Source organism: Bradyrhizobium lablabi, assembly GCF_018131005.1.
GTDB lineage: Bacteria > Pseudomonadota > Alphaproteobacteria > Rhizobiales > Xanthobacteraceae > Bradyrhizobium > Bradyrhizobium lablabi_D.
Map to the genome: position 1 here is coordinate 360,938 of NZ_JAFCJK010000002.1, position 16,339 is coordinate 377,276.

General features: G+C 61.9%; 21 protein-coding genes. 10 read left to right on the plus strand and 11 right to left on the minus strand.

Going from position 1 to position 16,339, the window contains the following annotated elements:
• Positions 1-33 precede the first annotated feature (33 nt).
• A complete protein-coding gene (locus JQ553_RS06750) occupies positions 34-711 on the plus strand; it encodes a nitroreductase (RefSeq protein WP_212499123.1) in 678 nt (225 codons plus the stop codon).
• A gap of 76 nt (positions 712-787) precedes the next feature.
• Here JQ553_RS06750 and JQ553_RS06755 read toward each other — a convergent pair whose 3' ends face one another.
• Together JQ553_RS06755 and JQ553_RS06760 are read right to left on the minus strand one after the other, a co-directional pair.
• The gene (locus JQ553_RS06755) at positions 788-2,869 is read right to left on the minus strand and encodes a methyl-accepting chemotaxis protein (protein WP_212499124.1); all 2,082 of its coding nucleotides are present in this window, start codon (positions 2,867-2,869) and stop codon (positions 788-790) included.
• Between the two features lie 157 nt (positions 2,870-3,026).
• On the minus strand, positions 3,027-3,278 hold the full coding sequence (locus tag JQ553_RS06760) for a hypothetical protein (protein ID WP_212499125.1): 252 nt from the start codon (positions 3,276-3,278) through the stop codon (positions 3,027-3,029).
• A gap of 191 nt (positions 3,279-3,469) precedes the next feature.
• On the opposite strand from JQ553_RS06760, the gene JQ553_RS06765 reads away from it, so the two are divergent.
• Both JQ553_RS06765 and JQ553_RS06770 read left to right on the plus strand, forming a co-directional pair.
• Complete coding sequence (locus JQ553_RS06765; protein WP_212499126.1) at positions 3,470-4,060, plus strand: NADPH-dependent FMN reductase; 591 nt, start codon at positions 3,470-3,472, stop codon at positions 4,058-4,060.
• A gap of 34 nt (positions 4,061-4,094) precedes the next feature.
• Complete coding sequence (locus JQ553_RS06770; protein ID WP_212499127.1) at positions 4,095-4,883, plus strand: SDR family NAD(P)-dependent oxidoreductase; 789 nt, start codon at positions 4,095-4,097, stop codon at positions 4,881-4,883.
• A 10-nt stretch (positions 4,884-4,893) separates the two neighbouring features.
• Here JQ553_RS06770 and JQ553_RS06775 read toward each other — a convergent pair whose 3' ends face one another.
• The gene (locus JQ553_RS06775; RefSeq protein WP_212499128.1) at positions 4,894-5,274 is read right to left on the minus strand and encodes a hypothetical protein; all 381 of its coding nucleotides are present in this window, start codon (positions 5,272-5,274) and stop codon (positions 4,894-4,896) included.
• Positions 5,275-5,446: 172 nt separating this feature from the next.
• Here JQ553_RS06775 and JQ553_RS06780 point away from each other — a divergent pair, with 172 nt between their 5' ends.
• On the plus strand, positions 5,447-6,097 hold the full coding sequence (locus JQ553_RS06780) for a L,D-transpeptidase (RefSeq protein WP_312015093.1): 651 nt from the start codon (positions 5,447-5,449) through the stop codon (positions 6,095-6,097).
• A 151-nt stretch (positions 6,098-6,248) separates the two neighbouring features.
• Here JQ553_RS06780 and JQ553_RS06785 read toward each other — a convergent pair whose 3' ends face one another.
• Positions 6,249-7,313, minus strand: a complete 1,065-nt coding sequence (locus JQ553_RS06785) for a hypothetical protein (RefSeq protein ID WP_212499129.1) — start codon at positions 7,311-7,313, stop codon at positions 6,249-6,251.
• A gap of 544 nt (positions 7,314-7,857) precedes the next feature.
• Here JQ553_RS06785 and JQ553_RS06790 point away from each other — a divergent pair.
• The 3 genes from JQ553_RS06790 to JQ553_RS06800 all read left to right on the plus strand — a co-directional run bounded on the left by JQ553_RS06790 (position 7,858) and on the right by JQ553_RS06800 (position 9,180).
• On the plus strand, positions 7,858-8,436 hold the full coding sequence (locus JQ553_RS06790; protein WP_212499130.1) for a septal ring lytic transglycosylase RlpA family protein: 579 nt from the start codon (positions 7,858-7,860) through the stop codon (positions 8,434-8,436).
• 233 nt (positions 8,437-8,669) lie between these two features.
• On the plus strand, positions 8,670-8,849 hold the full coding sequence (locus JQ553_RS06795) for a hypothetical protein (RefSeq protein WP_212499131.1): 180 nt from the start codon (positions 8,670-8,672) through the stop codon (positions 8,847-8,849).
• Positions 8,850-8,994: 145 nt separating this feature from the next.
• Entirely contained in the window at positions 8,995-9,180 is a 186-nt protein-coding gene (locus JQ553_RS06800) for a hypothetical protein (protein ID WP_212499132.1), read from the plus strand.
• A 120-nt stretch (positions 9,181-9,300) separates the two neighbouring features.
• On the opposite strand, the gene JQ553_RS06805 is transcribed toward JQ553_RS06800, so the two are convergent.
• The 6 genes from JQ553_RS06805 to JQ553_RS06830 form a co-directional block, all read right to left on the minus strand.
• Entirely contained in the window at positions 9,301-9,537 is a 237-nt protein-coding gene (locus tag JQ553_RS06805; protein WP_212499133.1) for a DUF6894 family protein, read from the minus strand.
• 435 nt (positions 9,538-9,972) lie between these two features.
• Entirely contained in the window at positions 9,973-10,137 is a 165-nt protein-coding gene (locus tag JQ553_RS06810; RefSeq protein ID WP_212499735.1) for a hypothetical protein, read from the minus strand.
• A gap of 18 nt (positions 10,138-10,155) precedes the next feature.
• Positions 10,156-10,386 carry a DUF6894 family protein gene (locus JQ553_RS06815; protein ID WP_212499134.1) on the minus strand — a complete coding sequence of 77 codons (231 nt, stop codon included), beginning with the start codon at positions 10,384-10,386 and terminating at the stop codon, positions 10,156-10,158.
• A gap of 170 nt (positions 10,387-10,556) precedes the next feature.
• Complete coding sequence (pdxY, locus tag JQ553_RS06820; RefSeq protein ID WP_212499135.1) at positions 10,557-11,411, minus strand: pyridoxal kinase PdxY; 855 nt, start codon at positions 11,409-11,411, stop codon at positions 10,557-10,559.
• A 9-nt stretch (positions 11,412-11,420) separates the two neighbouring features.
• Entirely contained in the window at positions 11,421-11,594 is a 174-nt protein-coding gene (locus JQ553_RS06825; RefSeq protein ID WP_212499136.1) for a hypothetical protein, read from the minus strand.
• Positions 11,595-12,095: 501 nt separating this feature from the next.
• On the minus strand, positions 12,096-12,536 hold the full coding sequence (locus tag JQ553_RS06830) for a nuclear transport factor 2 family protein (protein ID WP_212499137.1): 441 nt from the start codon (positions 12,534-12,536) through the stop codon (positions 12,096-12,098).
• A 410-nt stretch (positions 12,537-12,946) separates the two neighbouring features.
• On the opposite strand from JQ553_RS06830, the gene JQ553_RS06835 reads away from it, so the two are divergent.
• Positions 12,947-13,357, plus strand: coding sequence for a hypothetical protein (locus JQ553_RS06835; RefSeq protein WP_212499138.1), 411 nt, complete (start codon positions 12,947-12,949; stop codon positions 13,355-13,357).
• A 127-nt stretch (positions 13,358-13,484) separates the two neighbouring features.
• On the opposite strand, the gene JQ553_RS06840 is transcribed toward JQ553_RS06835, so the two are convergent.
• Positions 13,485-13,916, minus strand: coding sequence for an SgcJ/EcaC family oxidoreductase (locus tag JQ553_RS06840; protein WP_212499139.1), 432 nt, complete (start codon positions 13,914-13,916; stop codon positions 13,485-13,487).
• A 424-nt stretch (positions 13,917-14,340) separates the two neighbouring features.
• Here JQ553_RS06840 and JQ553_RS06845 point away from each other — a divergent pair, with 424 nt between their 5' ends.
• A complete protein-coding gene (locus JQ553_RS06845) occupies positions 14,341-14,760 on the plus strand; it encodes a GFA family protein (RefSeq protein WP_212499140.1) in 420 nt (139 codons plus the stop codon).
• Positions 14,761-15,052: 292 nt separating this feature from the next.
• Positions 15,053-16,303 (plus strand): DUF2235 domain-containing protein, encoded by a 1,251-nt coding sequence (locus JQ553_RS06850; RefSeq protein ID WP_212499141.1) that lies wholly within the window; start codon positions 15,053-15,055, stop codon positions 16,301-16,303.
• Positions 16,304-16,339: the final 36 nt, after the last annotated feature.

Genomic DNA, 16,339 nt, shown 5'->3' on the forward strand with positions numbered 1-16,339 from the left:
GAGGCCGGATTGGAAACAACGGAGATTGCGGGAATGGAATTCGAGACGCTGGTACAGACACGCAGGAGCGTGCGCGGATTCAAGAAGCAACCGGTATCTCGGACGACCATCGAGGAGGTCATCGGCGTGGCCAAGCGCGCGCCGTCCTCGATGAACACCCAACCCTGGCACGTCCATGTCCTCACGGGAGCGCCGCTGGACGAGGTGCGCCGGCGCAACATGGAGGAGATGAGCGCGGGCGCCAGGCCGAAGCGCGATATCGTCAGTCATGGCGAATATCAGGGCGTCCATCGCGGCCGTCAGATCGATATCGCCAAGAAACTGTTCGGCGCCATGGGGATTGCCCGCGACGACAGGCCGATGCGGCAGGATTGGGTGCTGCGCGGCTTCCGTCAGTTCGACGCGCCGGTGTCGCTGGTACTGACCTATTACCGGATCCTCGATCCGGGCGCGGTCTGCCATTTCGATCTCGGCGCGCTCTGCTACGGCATCGTGCTCGCCGCCTGGGATCGCGGGCTTGGCACCGTCATCAACGGCCAAGGCATCATGCGCTCGGATATCGTGCGCGAGGTGGCGGGTATTCCCGAAGACGAGGTGATCATGACCTGCGTCGCCATGGGCTATCCCGACGACAGCTTTGCCGCCAATACGGTGCGGTCGGACCGCGAAGCCAATGGGGACTTCGTCCGCTATGTCGGCTTCGCCGAGTGATCGGGAAGGTGGCGGGGATCGAGATGAGGCGCGACACTGCCGCCATCTGTTTGATTGATCGGCTCGCCTGCTGACATTACGCCGCGCGGACCTCGGACAGAAAGCGGTTGACCTGACCCGCGAGATCATTCGATTGCGCGGAGAGTTGTTCAGCCGCGCCGAGCACCTGGGCCGCTGCATCGCCGGTATCGTCGGCGGCGCGCTGAACGCCGGAAATATTGGAATTGACCTCCTGCGTGCCGCGCGCGGCCTCCTGGACGCTGCGCGAAATCTCCTTGGTCGCCGAACCCTGTTCCTCGATCGCTGCCGCAATCGCGGTGCCGATCTGGTCGATCTCCGTGATGACATCAACGACGTTCCGGATCGCGGTGACCGTCTCGTCACTCGCGGCCTGGATCGCCGCAATCTGCTCGGAGATCTCCGTGGTTGCCTTCGCGGTCTGCCCGGCGAGCGATTTCACTTCGGACGCGACTACGGCAAAGCCGCGGCCGGCGTCGCCGGCGCGCGCCGCTTCGATGGTGGCATTGAGCGCGAGCAGGTTGGTCTGGGCGGCAATGTTCTGGATCAGCGTCACCACGTCGCCAATCTTCTGTGCGCCGTCGGCCAGCGAGCGCGCGGTATCGCCGGTGCGCCGGGCATGCTCGACCGCGCGCGCGGCGATCTCGGTCGACGTCGTCACCTGGCGTGCGATTTCGGAAATCGACGAGGTCAGTTCCTCCGTCGCGCTTGCCACCGTCTGCACGTTGGTCGAGGTCTGATCGGAGGCCGCGGCCACCACGGTGGCCTGGCGGTTGGTAGCGGCGGCGGTCGCGGACATCGACTGCGCGGTCTCTTCCATCACCGATGATGCCGATGATAGCCCGCCAACGAGTTCGCTGACCTTTGCCTCAAAGGTCCGGGTGAGATCGTCGAGCACGCGGGCGCGCCGCATCTTTACCTCGTTCTCGGCTTCCTTCTCGGCGGTGAGACGATCGGCTTCGATCTTGTTGTCCCGGAACACCTGTACGGCGGCAGCCATGGCACCGATCTCGTCATTGCGCGCAGCGCCCGGAATGGCCTCGGCGACGTCACCTGCGGCGAGACGCGACATGCGGCCTGTGAGGGCAGCGATCGGGTTGAGGATGCGGTGGCGAACCAGGACGATGAGGCCGGCGTTCGCGGCCACGAATGCAATCAGCCCGGTCAGAGCGATAGCGAAGCTCAAGCACGCGGAGGAATAGGCGGCGGCAAGCCCCTGTTCGGCATTGTCGTAGAAGGCGTCACGCACGAGGACGATGGCGGCGAGGCCGATCTGCGACTCGACGTAATAGGCATCGGCGTCCTGCTCGTACCTGCCTGACACCGCGCCCTCCTTGGCAAGCTTCAGCGCCTTGCCGAAGCGCTCGACAAAGTCGGCCTGCATCTTGCCGAGTGCCGCCGTAACGTTCGCAGGCGTTGCCGGATTGTTGCGGAGCTCCTGCAAGGTCGAAAGGATCTGATCGGTCCTGCCGGTGCTACGGTAGAGCTCCGCTTTCTCGGCATCGGTCGCGACGCGCTTGGCGCCGACCAGCGCCTTATGGAGACTGGCATTGAGGCCGCCGATGTCGCGCAACGTCCAGGCGACGTTAGCGTAGTTGGCCTGCCGGTAAGCGTTGCCGTCGAGACCTGCGAGCCCGCGCACCTGCTCGTCAAGCAGCGTCGTCACGCCGGCGTTGAAGACGGAATTGTCGGCGACGATCCTGGTGCCTGCGGCACGACGGACGTCGACCGGGCCAGCGATGGCTGCTGCGATCTCGCCGCGGAGCGCGGCAAACTTCACCTTCAGCGCATCGATCGCGCTCGCAACAGCCTCGCCGTCGTCAAGCGAGCCAGGCAGCTCGGTGCGCACCCGGTCGACCCTGGCGAGCGCGCCGTCGGTCAGTTGACGCAGCTTGTCGAGTTCGGCGATCTGCTTCTGATCAGTCGCGCTCGTGCCGAACAGGATGTTGATGGCATAACCTCGCTCGGGGTTCATGTATCGCGGGATATCGCCGACGGCGCGGACGATCTCGAGCCTGCTTTGGGCGATGGAGATCCTGTCCATTGTCTGGTACTTGGTCACTGCGACATAGGCTGCGAGCCCGCCGCCGACCGCGGATAGTGAAATGATCGCGGCCGTCAAAAAAGTACCGATTTTCATGTGCTGTGCGCCGTTCGTGACGAGTGAGGAGTGGGGACCTCAACCGTACCGGGTGCGCATTAATCCTGGGTTTACGCTACGGCGTAGCGCAGGCCGAACCCTGTCAACCGTGGGCGGAATCCGGAGATTCAAGCTTTTCCGGCCGCTGCAGCCCGCCTCAGTGCTCGTCCTCGGTGTCGCCTTTGGTCACGGCGCGATGCTGCGTCGAACCATCGGAACCCATCTCGCCGCAGGGGAGCTGGGTCCAGCTGCCGTCGGCCGCCTGCTGGTAGGCTTGACAGGTTGAGGATGTCGGGGTGGTGGACTTGTCGTCGGCCTTCTGCCGCTCCGAACTCTTCGCCAGCGCCGGAGTGGCAACAGCAGCGAGGGTTGCGAGCGAGCCTGCGAAAACCAACCTTGCGATCCGCATGTCGGGTTCTCCTTTTCGAAGCGACCCGTATTTCCGAAAATGAATTTGGCAATTTTTGGCCAGGGCGGATCCGCGGTAGAGGATTGCTTAATGCTTGGAAAACGAGCCAAAACAGCAGTTAACGCTTGCGAACGCGGGCCGCGTGATGCATCGCAGGACCGCGCGATCGCGACCATGATAGGATGGTTGTCATGACCCACCGCATCCTCGTTCTTTACGGCTCCTATCGCTCCGATCGTATGGGCATCCGCCTCGCGCATTTCGTCGTTGAGGGTCTTCGCGCCCGCGGCGACGATGTCGAACTGATTGACGCCAGGGAAATCGGCTTACCGATGCTAGACCGGATGTACAAGGAATATCCGAAGGGCGAGGCGCCGGCGGGGCTCGAGATGCTCGCAGGAAAGATCCGCAACGCCGACGGGTTCCTGTTCGTCACCGGCGAATACAATTGGGGCATCCAACCCGGGTTGAAAAACCTCACGGATCATTTCCTCGAAGAATGGTTCTGGCGTCCCGCAGCCATTGCAAGCTACTCGGCCGGTCGTCTTGCCGGTGCGCGGGCTGCGACCGCCTGGCACGGCACGCTGTCGGAGATGGGCATGGTGGTGGTATCCAGCACGATCGCCGCGGGTCCCATCGCGCAGACGTTGTCGGCGGAGGGCAGGCCGATCGGCGAGGGCGGCAAGGCACTGGAGAATGCCTTTCCGCGCTTTGCCGACGATTTCGCGTGGTGGATCGAAGCGGCCAAGGCGCAACGCGCGCGGAAGGCGCCGCCATATTGATCATAGCACTATGGTCTTCGGGAGTCGTTAGAGCATGAACCTCTTCAACGCGCCGTTCGATCCCGCACAGGACGCAGCGCTGGTCACCGGCGCCGGCAACGGCATCGGACGCGCGATTGCGCAGGCGCTGGTCGGCGAAGGCGTACGCACGGTGTTCGCCGACGTGAGCGAGGAACGGCTCGCAGCCGCGATCAGGACAGCGCCGCGGCCGGAACTCGCGGTGCCCTGGATTGGCGATCTTGCCGCGCGCGAGGGCTGCGATGCGCTCATCGCGCACGCGCTGTCCGCGCTTGGTCAGGTGACGCATTTCGTGCATAGCGCCTCGCCGCCGCGCCGCGAGGCTGATCATACGATGGCGGTCGATGCGGATACCTGGCGGCGGATGCACGCGGTCAATCTCGACGCCGGCTTTCATCTGTCGCGTGGATTGGCGCGGAAGCTGATTGCGGCCAAGATGCCCGGATCGTTCCTGCTGCTCACCTCGCTGCATGCGGGGACGCCGCGCAATCTGCCGCATTATTCGACGGCAAAGGCCGGCATGGCGATGCTGGTGAAAGAGCTGGCCAAGAGCTGGGGCCGCTACGGCATTCGCGTCAACGCGCTCGTCCCCGGTGCGATCGCCGCCGGCGGCTTCGTCGCCGACCCCGCGCTCGCAAGTTACATTCCGCTCGGCCGACTCGGGCAGGCAGAGGACCTTGCTCCGATGGCGCTCGCGGTGCTGTCCAACAAGTTCTCCCGCTACGTCACCGGTGCGTCGATAGTGGTCGACGGGGGATTGTCGCTGACCAACTGGTTCGCGCCGGCGGAGTTTGGCGAGATTTGATACCGGGCAGTCACTCCTTCGTCCTGATAAAGCCTGCCAGTCGCCCCTTCTGATCGTGGCACCACGTCGTCATGCCAAGGCGGCGCTGGTCGAGGTCGGTTGACTGTGTTGCGATCGCGACTTCCGACATCAACTCGTCGTCCTGCTTCTCGCCCATCTTGCCGCCGGTGTGCATGAAGGCGATCGCCTTGCGTACCTTCTCGGTGGTGCCGTCGGGCAGGTGCATCTCCTGCGCCTTCTGCACCAGGTCCTGATAGACGAGATCGGTACCGGGGCATTCGACCTTCGCGGCAAAGGCCTGCAGCACCATCGTGACGTAGGTCGAGCGTGGATCGGCGTGGACCGGTGCTGCCGCAACGAGCAGGCCGATCAGGACCGGGACATAGCGCATCAAATCCTCCTGAATCTTCCGGAAGGCTAGCGTCCGCTGAACCCCAGTGCAACCGAAGGGACACACTCGCTGAAGGAGCCGATCAAACAGACGTGTTCCATGTTGCGTCGCCACGATTTTGGCGCGATTTCGGCCGCAACTGCCTCAAGTTGACGCAGGGGGAGATACAGCCGTGTCGAAGTCCGGGCTCGCGATGGTGCTGATGGGAGCGCTCGCGGTGAGCGGGTGCATGCAGGCGACGCTCTCGCCTGCAACAGATGTTGCTATGACGACACGCGATCGGCAGTTGCTGGCGCATCCGCCCTATGCGAGGGCGAGCATCCCTGAGCAGTATCAGCGTCACATCGTCGAATACACTCGCCGCGAGCAACCGGGCACGATCCTGGTCGATACCGACAAACGCTACCTCTACTACGTGCTGCCCCAGGGCAAAGCGATCCGCTACGGCGTCGCCGTCGGCGAGGAGGCGATGGCCTTCTCTGGCGTCGCCACCGTTGGCCGTGTGGCGGAGTGGCCGGACTGGATTCCGACCGCCGAAATTCAGGCCCGGCTCGGGCCGTATCCTTCGCGGGTCCCCGGAGGGCCGGCCAATCCGCTCGGCGCGCGAGCGATTTATCTCTACCAGGGCAACAAGGACACGCTCTATCGCATTCACGGCACCAACCAGCCTGAATATATCGGGCAGGCGATCTCGTCGGGCTGCATTCGCATGACCAATACTGACGTCATCGATCTCTACCAGCGGGTGAAGACCGGCGCGACAGTGGTCGTGCTGCCGCCAGGACAGAGCGTGTCGCTGGAGTCATTCACAGCGCGCGGTTGATCTCTCCTCCATTCGAACGCAGTCGCCAGCGCGCTTGATCATGATGCGACCATGCAGATCGCATCATGATATCTCGCCCCCTTTGTTCTTGGGCATGATCTCTGCGCAAGCGCTTCGCGCTTGTCCCGCGAGGGAAACCGCTCCGATGCCCTCAACGTAGGGGCATCGGCGGGCGCACCACCGGCTCGTCATCGAGATCAGTCGTCGCGGGCAAGGGCTGCGACTGGGCAGGCGGCGGAGCCATCCGCTGTGCGGGTGCGGCGACAGCCGGCGGCAGCGCCGCTGCCGACGCGGACTGCGGAGCAGGCACATAAGCCTGGACCGGCCGGCGCGGCGTCGCCGGGGGTGGCGTCACGGCCGCACGCGGCGCCAGCGTCGAGGCGCGCGGGCGCGGCGGCGGAGCAGGATTGACCGTGGCAGGCCTGGCGTCGGCAGGCTTTGCCTCGGCCAGCTTCGCGATACGCTGAACCAATTGATCCTGGCCTGCCTTGAGCTGATCGATGCTCGCCTTGAGTTGCTCGATCTGCTGCCCCATCGACGCGAGATCGTGCGTCATCGACTGCAGAAGCTGCGTCTGATCAGGTGCGGGCTCCGCGGCAGCCGCCGCCGCCAGCGCAGGTGCCTCCGGTGCAGGCGCCGCTGCTGGAACCGTCATGGCGGGAGCCGCTGCGGCGGCCGCGGCTTCCTGCGGTGGCGCCGCAGGCTCGGGCTGTCGGACAGCTTGATCAGCGGCTGCGGTCTGCACCGCGGCTGCGTTCGTCTGTTCGGCGGCCGGCGCTGATTTCGATGTCAGCAACGACGACAGCGGCGCGACGTTCGGCGTCCACCCCGCGACCATCTGCTTCGCGCGATCGCCGTAGTGCTCCCACGCGGCGGCCGCGACGGCGCTGCCGATCGCGAACACGAAGAAGAACGCGCGGATCGCCCATCGGAGGCGCGACGGCCTCGCGTCCGTGAGCTTGAGATCATCGTGATCGACGTTCTCCTGCATGAGGTCTTCGAGGGTGAAGGTGCGGGCAGATGGCTCCATAGGAGCGGCCATTGTTGCGGCCGGACCGAAATGCGGCTCAAGCTGTCCGGAGTCGCGATACGCCGAAAAGGCTGCGGCATCAGGCGCGATCGTGGGCTTCTCTGTACGTGCAACCGGCGTGATTTCGGGTTCGATCGCGAAGATATCGTGCGGATCGGCGTCTTTCATGGAGAGCGTGGATTGCATTGGCGGTCCCGTGTTCTGTCCAATGTCAAACCGCAACCGGCGGCCGGCGAAATTTGCGTGATGTGTCAACGATCCCTGACCCACCACACGACTCCAGTCCGGTTTGACCAAAGCAAGGCGAGAGGATGGAGAGGTTGGGGCCGAACATGGCGAGTGTGTTTCGGGAACCTGGATCGAAGCCGTTGCGGGGGGTGGCTCAAGGGGCGTGCGTAGCCATTGCGGCGAGGCGAGCTCCATCGTTCAAGTTTGCGCGTGTTCGTCGGTTGTGCGACCAGCACCTGCGGTGTCTCACCGCAACGTTCGTCACCAATGCAAACTGCCCCTCATTCCGATGAGAAGGCGAGTTCGGAGTAGAGCGCATCGCAGGCTGCTCTCCGGCGTGACGGTTGAGTGAAAATTGTGGCGCGATCAACACACCCGAGTGGAAATCGTGTCGTAGGAGCCGGTTGGCACAGCCGCGCGCCTCCCTTCCGCCCGATTGGATTCCGCTGATAGGCATAGTTGAATTTTCGGCTTGGGCTGGGGCGCAAGTTGGGGATGCAACATGCCACGGGACGGTGCCGTTACCTCCTACGCCGGCGTCAAGGGTCGCACGCTGCGCGTTGCGTCTCTGGCCTCGTTACCGCGTGTGCGACAAACTTTCCGTCTTTTTGCCGCCATGCTCGGTGCCGCCTCGCTTGCGGCCTGCGCACAGTCCTCCGTCGTCAGTCAGCGGTCGCAGGCGCTCGCGAGCCGACCGGCATCTGTCGAGCACGTGCGAACGGTGTCGTCTCCGATGCGAACGCGGGTTGCCGCGGCGCGCCGGCATACACCGTACGCTCCTCGCAAGGACGATAGCAGGGTCGCCTCGCAGGGAGTCGCGAGCTTCTACAGCGAGGAACAGGAGACCGCGAGTGGCGAGAAGTTCGACGGGCGTGAGCTGACCGCGGCGCATCGGACATTGCCGTTCGGCACCAAGCTCCGTGTCACCGACGTCAAGACCGGGCGCTCCGTGACCGTGCGGGTCAACGACCGTGGCCCCTACGTATCCGGGCGCGTGGTGGACGTCTCCTATTCCGCCGCGCAGACGCTCGGCATGGTCGGAAAAGGCGTCGCGAACGTCCGGCTCGATGTCGTGCGGTGAGAGTGATGGGAAGGGGGCCTGGCCGACACGTCACCTTCTGACCGTGCGAGACGCACATCAAGCCAAGCGCACTTGCTCATGACATGCCAACCGTGATTGGAGCGGTGCCGCGGGCTTGGCCGCACGCTTTGTGACCATCGCCCGCGCATCCACCAAATTGTCACGCTCCCGGCGAATTGCAGCCCCAAGGCGCTGGCACCACCGGGCCCGGAGCGTCAGGGAGGGGATGAAGCATGACCTACATGATGATCGCAGAACGCGAGAATGAGACGGTCAGAGTCGAACGGGCGAGTTCATTCATCATAGTCGCCAAGGCGAAAATCTGGGCGAGCGAGGGATGGCAGGTGGTCATCACCGACAAGGACGGCAGATCGTACCAGCCCACGGAATTCGACAAATTGCTGGCGGCGTGACGAGGCCATGGGCGAAGCGGAGAGACCGTTTCGCGCCGGGCAGCGCGGGCGTCGGGTGTGGAACCATAGGTCGTGTTCGGCGGTTTGATATCAGGCCGCGGGACATTCGCGGGTCCTGCGACGGTCGGAAGTCGAGGAGAGCGCCATGATATCCGAGACGCAAATCCACACCATCGCGCGCCAGATGCTGGAGAAGCACGGCCTGCAGGCTATCGCACAGGCCGCACAGAACGCGTTGGCTTGCGAACGCAAGGGCGAGACCGAAGAAGCCAGGGAATGGCGCCACGTCGAGGACGCCATGAAGATAATGCGCGGGCCGCATCAGAGCTGACGATACCGAACAGCATCCGCGCAGGACAACCCTCCCGGGCGAGGCCTTCGAGACGGCGGTATGCGGCACGATCGAGCCACCCCGCTAAGGCGGTGCAGCACTCGAGTGCTTAATCCGGCGCTAAACGCGCTTGCGCCAGCTCGGCATCGGATCGAGCGGTGTCCGATAGAGCTCCCTCTGATCAACATCGGTGACACGAACGGCGCAGCCCTTTGCTTTCAGCTCGGGCTTCACCTGCAACAGCTCGTTGGCGAGCTGATCGGCGCGATCAGAGGCGAGGTGCAGGTCCTCGAGGATGATGGTTCCCTGGTTCCTGAACTCGCTTCCGACGACGAGATCGAAATTGTAATAGGGCATTCCGAAGTTCCCCCGTTTCGGTTTGCACGACATGCTAACACTGAGTCGACGGTTCCCTAAGACGTACAAAAGACGCACAACGCATATTGGCTGAGCGGTCGATAAGAAATTGTTGGCATCAGATCCTGCGTGACGCGCAAACATGCAACGTGATGAGTCACGCGCCGCGGCCCCGTATTTTTCCGGAGCGGGCGACGCGCCTCCCATTCTTCCCTCAATCTCCCGATGTAGATGTGATGCAGTTCACCCTTGTCTTGTTAGGATTTTATTAAACATGTAGCGACAGGCTTGGCCTAAGCGGAATTGCAGTGGAACCGGACCTCGTGAGCCGGCAGTTGCAGGAGAAGGCCGGTGGCGTAACGCCCGCCGGCCTTTTCTCGTTAACGCTCGCCAGCTGACGCCACTGCACCTGTGTGAGCGGCCGATTCCCCGCCACTAATCGGCTCGGCCGAGGTGCTGCCTTGCGTGCCACTTCGGGCCAGGCCCGCGCATGTAGTGCAGTTCGGGCCGATACGGACGCACGAAGTTTCCGAGCAGCGCGTGGCAACGCGCGATGATTGCGCCGAGGCGGCGGCGCAGCAGCGTCACCGATGATTGCATTGACCGCATCGTTGCCCCTCAGTGCAGGCTGAGCACGGAGGCGAACGGCACATCGAAGAGCTCGTCGCCGAGGTCGTCGGTGACATGCAGGACCCAGCTTCGCCAGTCTTCCCCGCCGGGCGCCATGAGATAAGAGCGGATCAGGCGTTCGGCATGCTCGCGCGCCTCGCCGAGATCCATTGCGGCGCCGCCGGATTGGTCGAGGAGTACGTGGTGATCGTCGGAACAGTGGAAATAGACTTCTGTCATCGGCCTGATTCCTGCGGCGAGCGAGTCTCGGATGCCAGAGACTTAACAGCGGTAAGGCGCGCGGAGAATCCGGGCGATCCACGATCGGAAAGTTACGGGGATTGTGTACGATTCGAATCACGTCGCCGTGATGACGCACCCGAAATGCGCCGCAGGTCTGTCGTGCATGCTCAGGTACTGATCGCGATGCTTTCGAATTTCCGATCGGGACGAACCAGAGCCTCCGCGCTCTCGACGATGCGCATTTCCTCGGTGCCGCGGAGCGCCGTGCATTCCAGCACGGCAAAGGTGACCGATGCAGCGTGAGCAAGCGCGGCCGGCGTATCGAGCCCGCGGACGCGCCCGGCCACGAGAAGCGCGGCGAACAGGTCGCCGGTGCCGGACGGGCTGATCGGTAGCCTCGGCGTGCGCACGCGCCAGGCTTCTGCGCGTTCGACGGCGAGCGTTTCGATCGCGCCCTCAGGTACATCGGCAAGCTCGGCACTGGTAACGACGATGGTCGACGGCCCGCGCGCCATGAGAGCCCGCGCCGCTGCGGTCATCTGACCCGCTGTCCTGGTCTTCGCGCCACAAAGAAACTCGAACTCGAAATGATTGGGGGTGATGACATCGGCAAGTGGGCAGAGCAGGTCGCGCACCAGCGCCGGGATGTCGGCGCGGACGAACAGGCCGCGGTCGCGATCCCCTAGCACAGGATCGCAGCAATAACGCAGTGCCTGGTTTTTTTCCTTGGCGCGCCCCACGAAATCAGCGACGACAGAGGCGATCTCGGCCGAACCGAGATAGCCCGACAGGATCATGTTGCAGGTCTCGACTGCGCCGCGCTCCTCGACGCCGCGCAGCAGATCGGCGACGAGCTTCGCATCAAGCACTTCTCCGCGGATAGTCGGATAACCCGGCCGGTTGCTCAGGAGCGTGGTCGGCACCGCTATGACGTCGATCCCATGAATCTGAATGGGAAAGGTGGCCGCGCTGTTGCCGACATGGCCGAAGGCGACCTGCGACTGAATGGAGATCACATTCATGCGTGGGGCTCAGCCGAACAAGGCGGCATAGATCACATAGAGCCAGCCCAGGATGCCGTGGATGATTGCCCAAAGTATCGAGTGGTTGTTGGTGTAGGAGATTGCGATCGCAAGCGCCGAGCCGAAGCCGACGCCGTATTTCGCGCCCTCAAGGCGAACCCCGTAATATCGATGCCCGTTCATGGTTGATCCTTCCCGTCAGCTCCCAGGGTGGGTTAGCGCTTGCGTAGCGTAGCTCACCAACCCGCGAGAGAGAATGGCGGGTAAGGTGTGGTCGGCAATCCCGCCCGGCAATCACTCCATGCCTCCGCGACCTCGCGGCGCGAAGCATCCGAGGTTTTGCGTTTCGGCGCCGCCGAACGGGTTCGGCACACCGCCTGTCATGAGCCTGGTCGATCGGTTAATCGCCTGCGTGCTCACGCTCCACCGCGTAGCGCAACCATCAAGCTAAATGGGTCTAAGTGAAGTGAACCGGAGTCACGCGGCATGATTGATAAGCCGCGCCTGAGACTTCACAGATGGGATGATCGCCATCGCGGCCGGTGCGGACATTGGTACCAATTTCACGCTTGTCGCTTATTGACCCCTTTCCGGACATTCGATTTGAAGTCCGTGACGTCCACCTTCATCTGAGTTTGGTCAGAAGCGCCCACCTCCCGTGTGATGGGCGCTTCGCTTTAACGATCAGTCTTTCTTGGGTGGAATTGGAGCTGCTGTCAGCATTCGGGCCTTCCATTTGCCGTCTACTTTGACATAGACAGCGGTCCAGGTACCCGATGCATCCAGCGCATCGCCCTTGTCGTTCTTGCCGGTGATGTGAAATTTGCCCATCGCGGCCGGGGTATCATCATCGACCTGCCACACCTCATCGACCGTGGCATCGAGCTTATTAAAACCTGCTTTGAAAGTACCGGCATAAGCGGTCGCGACATCATGCTTCCCGGCCGGATTGATAAAAATACCGTCCTTGGTGTAGAGCGCGGCGACGCAGGCCGGGTCCTGCTTGGTGTAGCAATCCATATAGGCGGAAGCGATCTTGCTGACTTCCTGCTTCATATCATCAGCTGATGCTGGAACCGAAAACACAAACGGGATGCACAATGCCAATAAAACTGAACGTTTCATTTCCACTCCCTCCCTTGGTGGTGCGCAATTGCACCGTGACGCCCACCGCAATGGGCGCTGCGTTGCAATCCTGTACTTTTCCAGCCGACTTCATGGGACGCCGATCGGTCCGATACCGGAGAGCCTAACATGGGTTCGCCCGGCCGTCAGCGTTGGTTTCGACGTGGTGGCTGCAACTGACATCGCGGCAACAGATCAGAACGTCGCGGGCACCGAAGCTGCGCATTTCGCGGTACGTGATTCTCTGCGGTTAGGTATGCGTCCTTCGCCTCTACTGTAGCCGTGCTTTATAGCAAAACGGATATTCTCGCCGCGTCGAGAGTACGATATTTTGGCCATAGGGATTCAAGCTGTCGGAATCCCCTTTCGAAAAGCAGGAGGGTACTAAATCGAAGATATGGAGGCCCATAATGAAGGGCATATTTGGCTTGCTGTTTTATTTGCTATTTTTACCGTTGGCTTTTGCTCATGAACATACGAATGCCGTACCGGAGATCGATCGGAAGTTTCTCGACAATCTTCAGCGACCGGACAACCGGCCTGACGAGCGTTACGACAAGAAATCCAGAGCGTGCTGTACAGACAAGGATGCCGTAAAAGTCGAATACAAGATGGTCGTGCCCGAAGGCGCCAGGTATCCGGAGCCTGAGTGGTACGTGTGGATTGAATCGGATAAACCGGACGGCACCCCGGGCGAATACAAATGGGTGAAAGTGCCGTCGGAGAAAATCGTAGAAGAGTATTCGCCTTCAGGTCAGGCATACGTGTATGTGTTCGGCCACGGCATCCAATGCTTCGTGCGCCCGCAGACGCGGTATTAACGATCCAGTGCCTGCGCGGTCTGGGCTGCGGCGTGCGCTCTCGGGTGCCGCGGGCGAGTCGGCGTTGAAGAAATCAACTTCGACATGCGACGGTCCACACGACCTCAACGGCAGGCTCGACCGACACCTACTTCGGCGGAGATGGCATTGCCGAAGAATGATGATCGACGATCATCCAGCGGTCGCCGTTCTTAACGTAGGTGAAGCTGTAGCGCGCCGGGAAGACTTTGCTCTCTCCGTTCTGGACATATGAAAAGGTGTAGTAGCCGGTGTTAACTGCGGTGTTGCCGTACACGCGGATTAGGTGATCGCCGAACGTTACTTTCAGACCGGGAAGAGCCTTGAAGGCGCCTACGAAATAGTCCCGCAACGCCGTCGGATCGGACCGGAGCTTCGGGGATATGGTCCCCCAAAGAACCGCGTCGCTGGAATAGAGTGGAAGCACCTTCTCGGGATCATCCTCACCTAATGCCTGCGCCCACGCTGCGGCTGCCGCCGCGACTTCGTCTTTGGGTTCGGCGGCGGCGGTCGCGGAGAGCGAAAAGGCCGCGAATGTCAAGGTGAGTGCCACGCCGGCGACGTGTAGAGAAGCTCGCATCGTTCGCCTCCATCGCTGCACGCCTGATGATGCCGCGGACGCGCGGCCCGCGACGGCGATGCTAAGCTCGCCACAGAGGTACACCGGCGTCAATATGTCCTACCGTAGCCAATCAAAATCCGATCGGGACATGAACGAAGAAAAATCAGCCTCATCGCGTTGAATTATCTAGTCTTTTGTTGCCAACACGTCTCTGCGCGATGGTTTCACGGTTTCCTTCGTGCTCCTCCCGGGGAGACCGGCTGCGCTCACGACGCGCTGTACGGCCTCCTGCGGCCTCCTGCGGCCTCATGCCTGCCGTATGCCTGTCGGAACGTGATTGATATTTTTCACGAGCGTTTCGGCGCTAAGGTCCGCAATCTCAGAAGGAAGGGGGGCTTCTCCGATGCGCGACGCCAAATGCAACTGCGGTGCACTCACACTCTCGCTTCCAGAAGAACCATCCAAGATAGTCGTTGCGTGCCACTGCATCGACTGCCAACGCCGAACCGGCGCGCCGTTCGGTGTGGGCGCTTATTACCCCGCTGAGGTCGTCACCATCTCAGGAACCTCAAAAGAGTTCACGCACGACGCCGCAAGCGGGGGGAAAATGCATAACTATTTTTGTCCGCAGTGCGGCTCAACAGTCTACTGGAAGGTCACCAATCTGCCCGCGCTGATCGGCGTTGCTGTCGGCGCGATGGCCGACCCAAAATACCGAGCGCCCGTCATATCAGTTTTTGAGCAGTCGAAACATGACTGGGTTCAAATTGATGGTGCCGTTGAGCACTTCCGGCAAGGCTACGTCCCAAAAATTTCGAACTGAGACATACCCCCGCGCTCGACGCTGCGGTAGCCGTCGTATCTGGCCGGACCCGTCCCGGAAGGGCCAAGTGCGGCGATCGTGCCACTTTCGGGCGCACGAGAAATTGCTGTAACGTTCAATCATGAGCTGTCGACGTGCGGAAGTGCTGCGTCCCCGAAATGCAATCCACGTCCGGGCGGGCTCTTTGGCCTGTAGGCGGTGGGGCGACTGAAGCAATCGCGGTCACCTGGAAATCGGTCCCGCCTTTCGCGTGAGCGCCGGCAAAGTCACCCCCGGGAAGGAGGAGCGCAACGTGACGAGTGACCAATCGAGAAACATCGTTGTGTGCTGCGACGGAACGGGGAACAAGCTCGACGTTTCTCGCACGAATGTCGTTCGGTTCTTCCGGGCATTGGATCGCAGTATCCCGGACGAGCAGGTCGCCTACTACCATCCAGGCGTAGGCACCATGCCGGCGAAAGCCGCGCTATGGTTTCTGTCGCGGTGGCTCACGCGCATGGCGGGATTAGCGTTCGGCTATGGAACGCTCGAAAACGTTGCTGACGCGTATGGCTTTATCGTCAAGTGGTATAGACCCGGCGATCGTATCTACCTTGTGGGTTTCAGCCGTGGTGCCCTGACCGTCCGCCTCATTGGCGGGCTCCTGCACCGCATAGGGGTACTTCGACCTGACGCTATTAGCCTAGTGCCTTACGCGCTCGAACTGTATGGAAGACACCTAACGCTCATTTCGGATAAGGACGAGCGTTGTCAGGCCCGTGCCGTCATTGAGGAGTTTCGCAAAACCTTCTCCTTTGACGGCTCCGTATGCATCCGTTTCCTCGGCGTGTGGGACACGGTCAAGTCGTTCGGCGTCCTGAGACCAAAGAGCTTTCCGCATATGCGACATAACCCTTCGGTCCACACGGTTCGTCATGCGATTGCGCTCGATGAGCGTCGCCGATTTTTCATCTTCACCAGCTGGGGCGGACTTCGCGATTGCGTCGAAGCGGGCCCTCCTGAGAACCAGAACGTGAGGGAGGTGTGGTTTGCGGGAGACCACGCGGACATCGGAGGTGGACATCCCGAGAAAGAGAGCGGGCTCTCGTGGTACTCGCTCCGATGGATGGTCGGCGAAGCGAGGCGCGCAGGAGCAAAGTTTGACGAGGACAAATTGTCGGAAACGATGCGCAGCGCAATGGAGGGCCGCTCAGCTTGCGAGTGCTTCTTCAAGCGTCACAAAATGGAGGGTTGGTACCAGCTGTTTGATCCACTGGCTACTTTCTTGCCATTCCCTGAACTTGAGAATTCACCTTTGCGCTCTCGACATCCTTCGGTGCATTTGCAGGAGGACTTGTCGGTTCCGCTTGGCTGGCCGAAGCCAAGCTTTCTCCCAAAGAACGGCAATCGGCACCCCGAGGCCTACCGCCGAAATGACCCGGGGGGGCCGCTGCTTCTGCATTGGAGCGTGAAGCAGCTCGTCGTCAATGGAAAATACAAGACGGTGAGCGGGAGAGAATTGGATCTCGGCGACGTGAGCTATATTGATGACGAAAAACTCTAGTGAGCGGCCTCCGCGCAGTGAGTTGTGGGGCGGAAA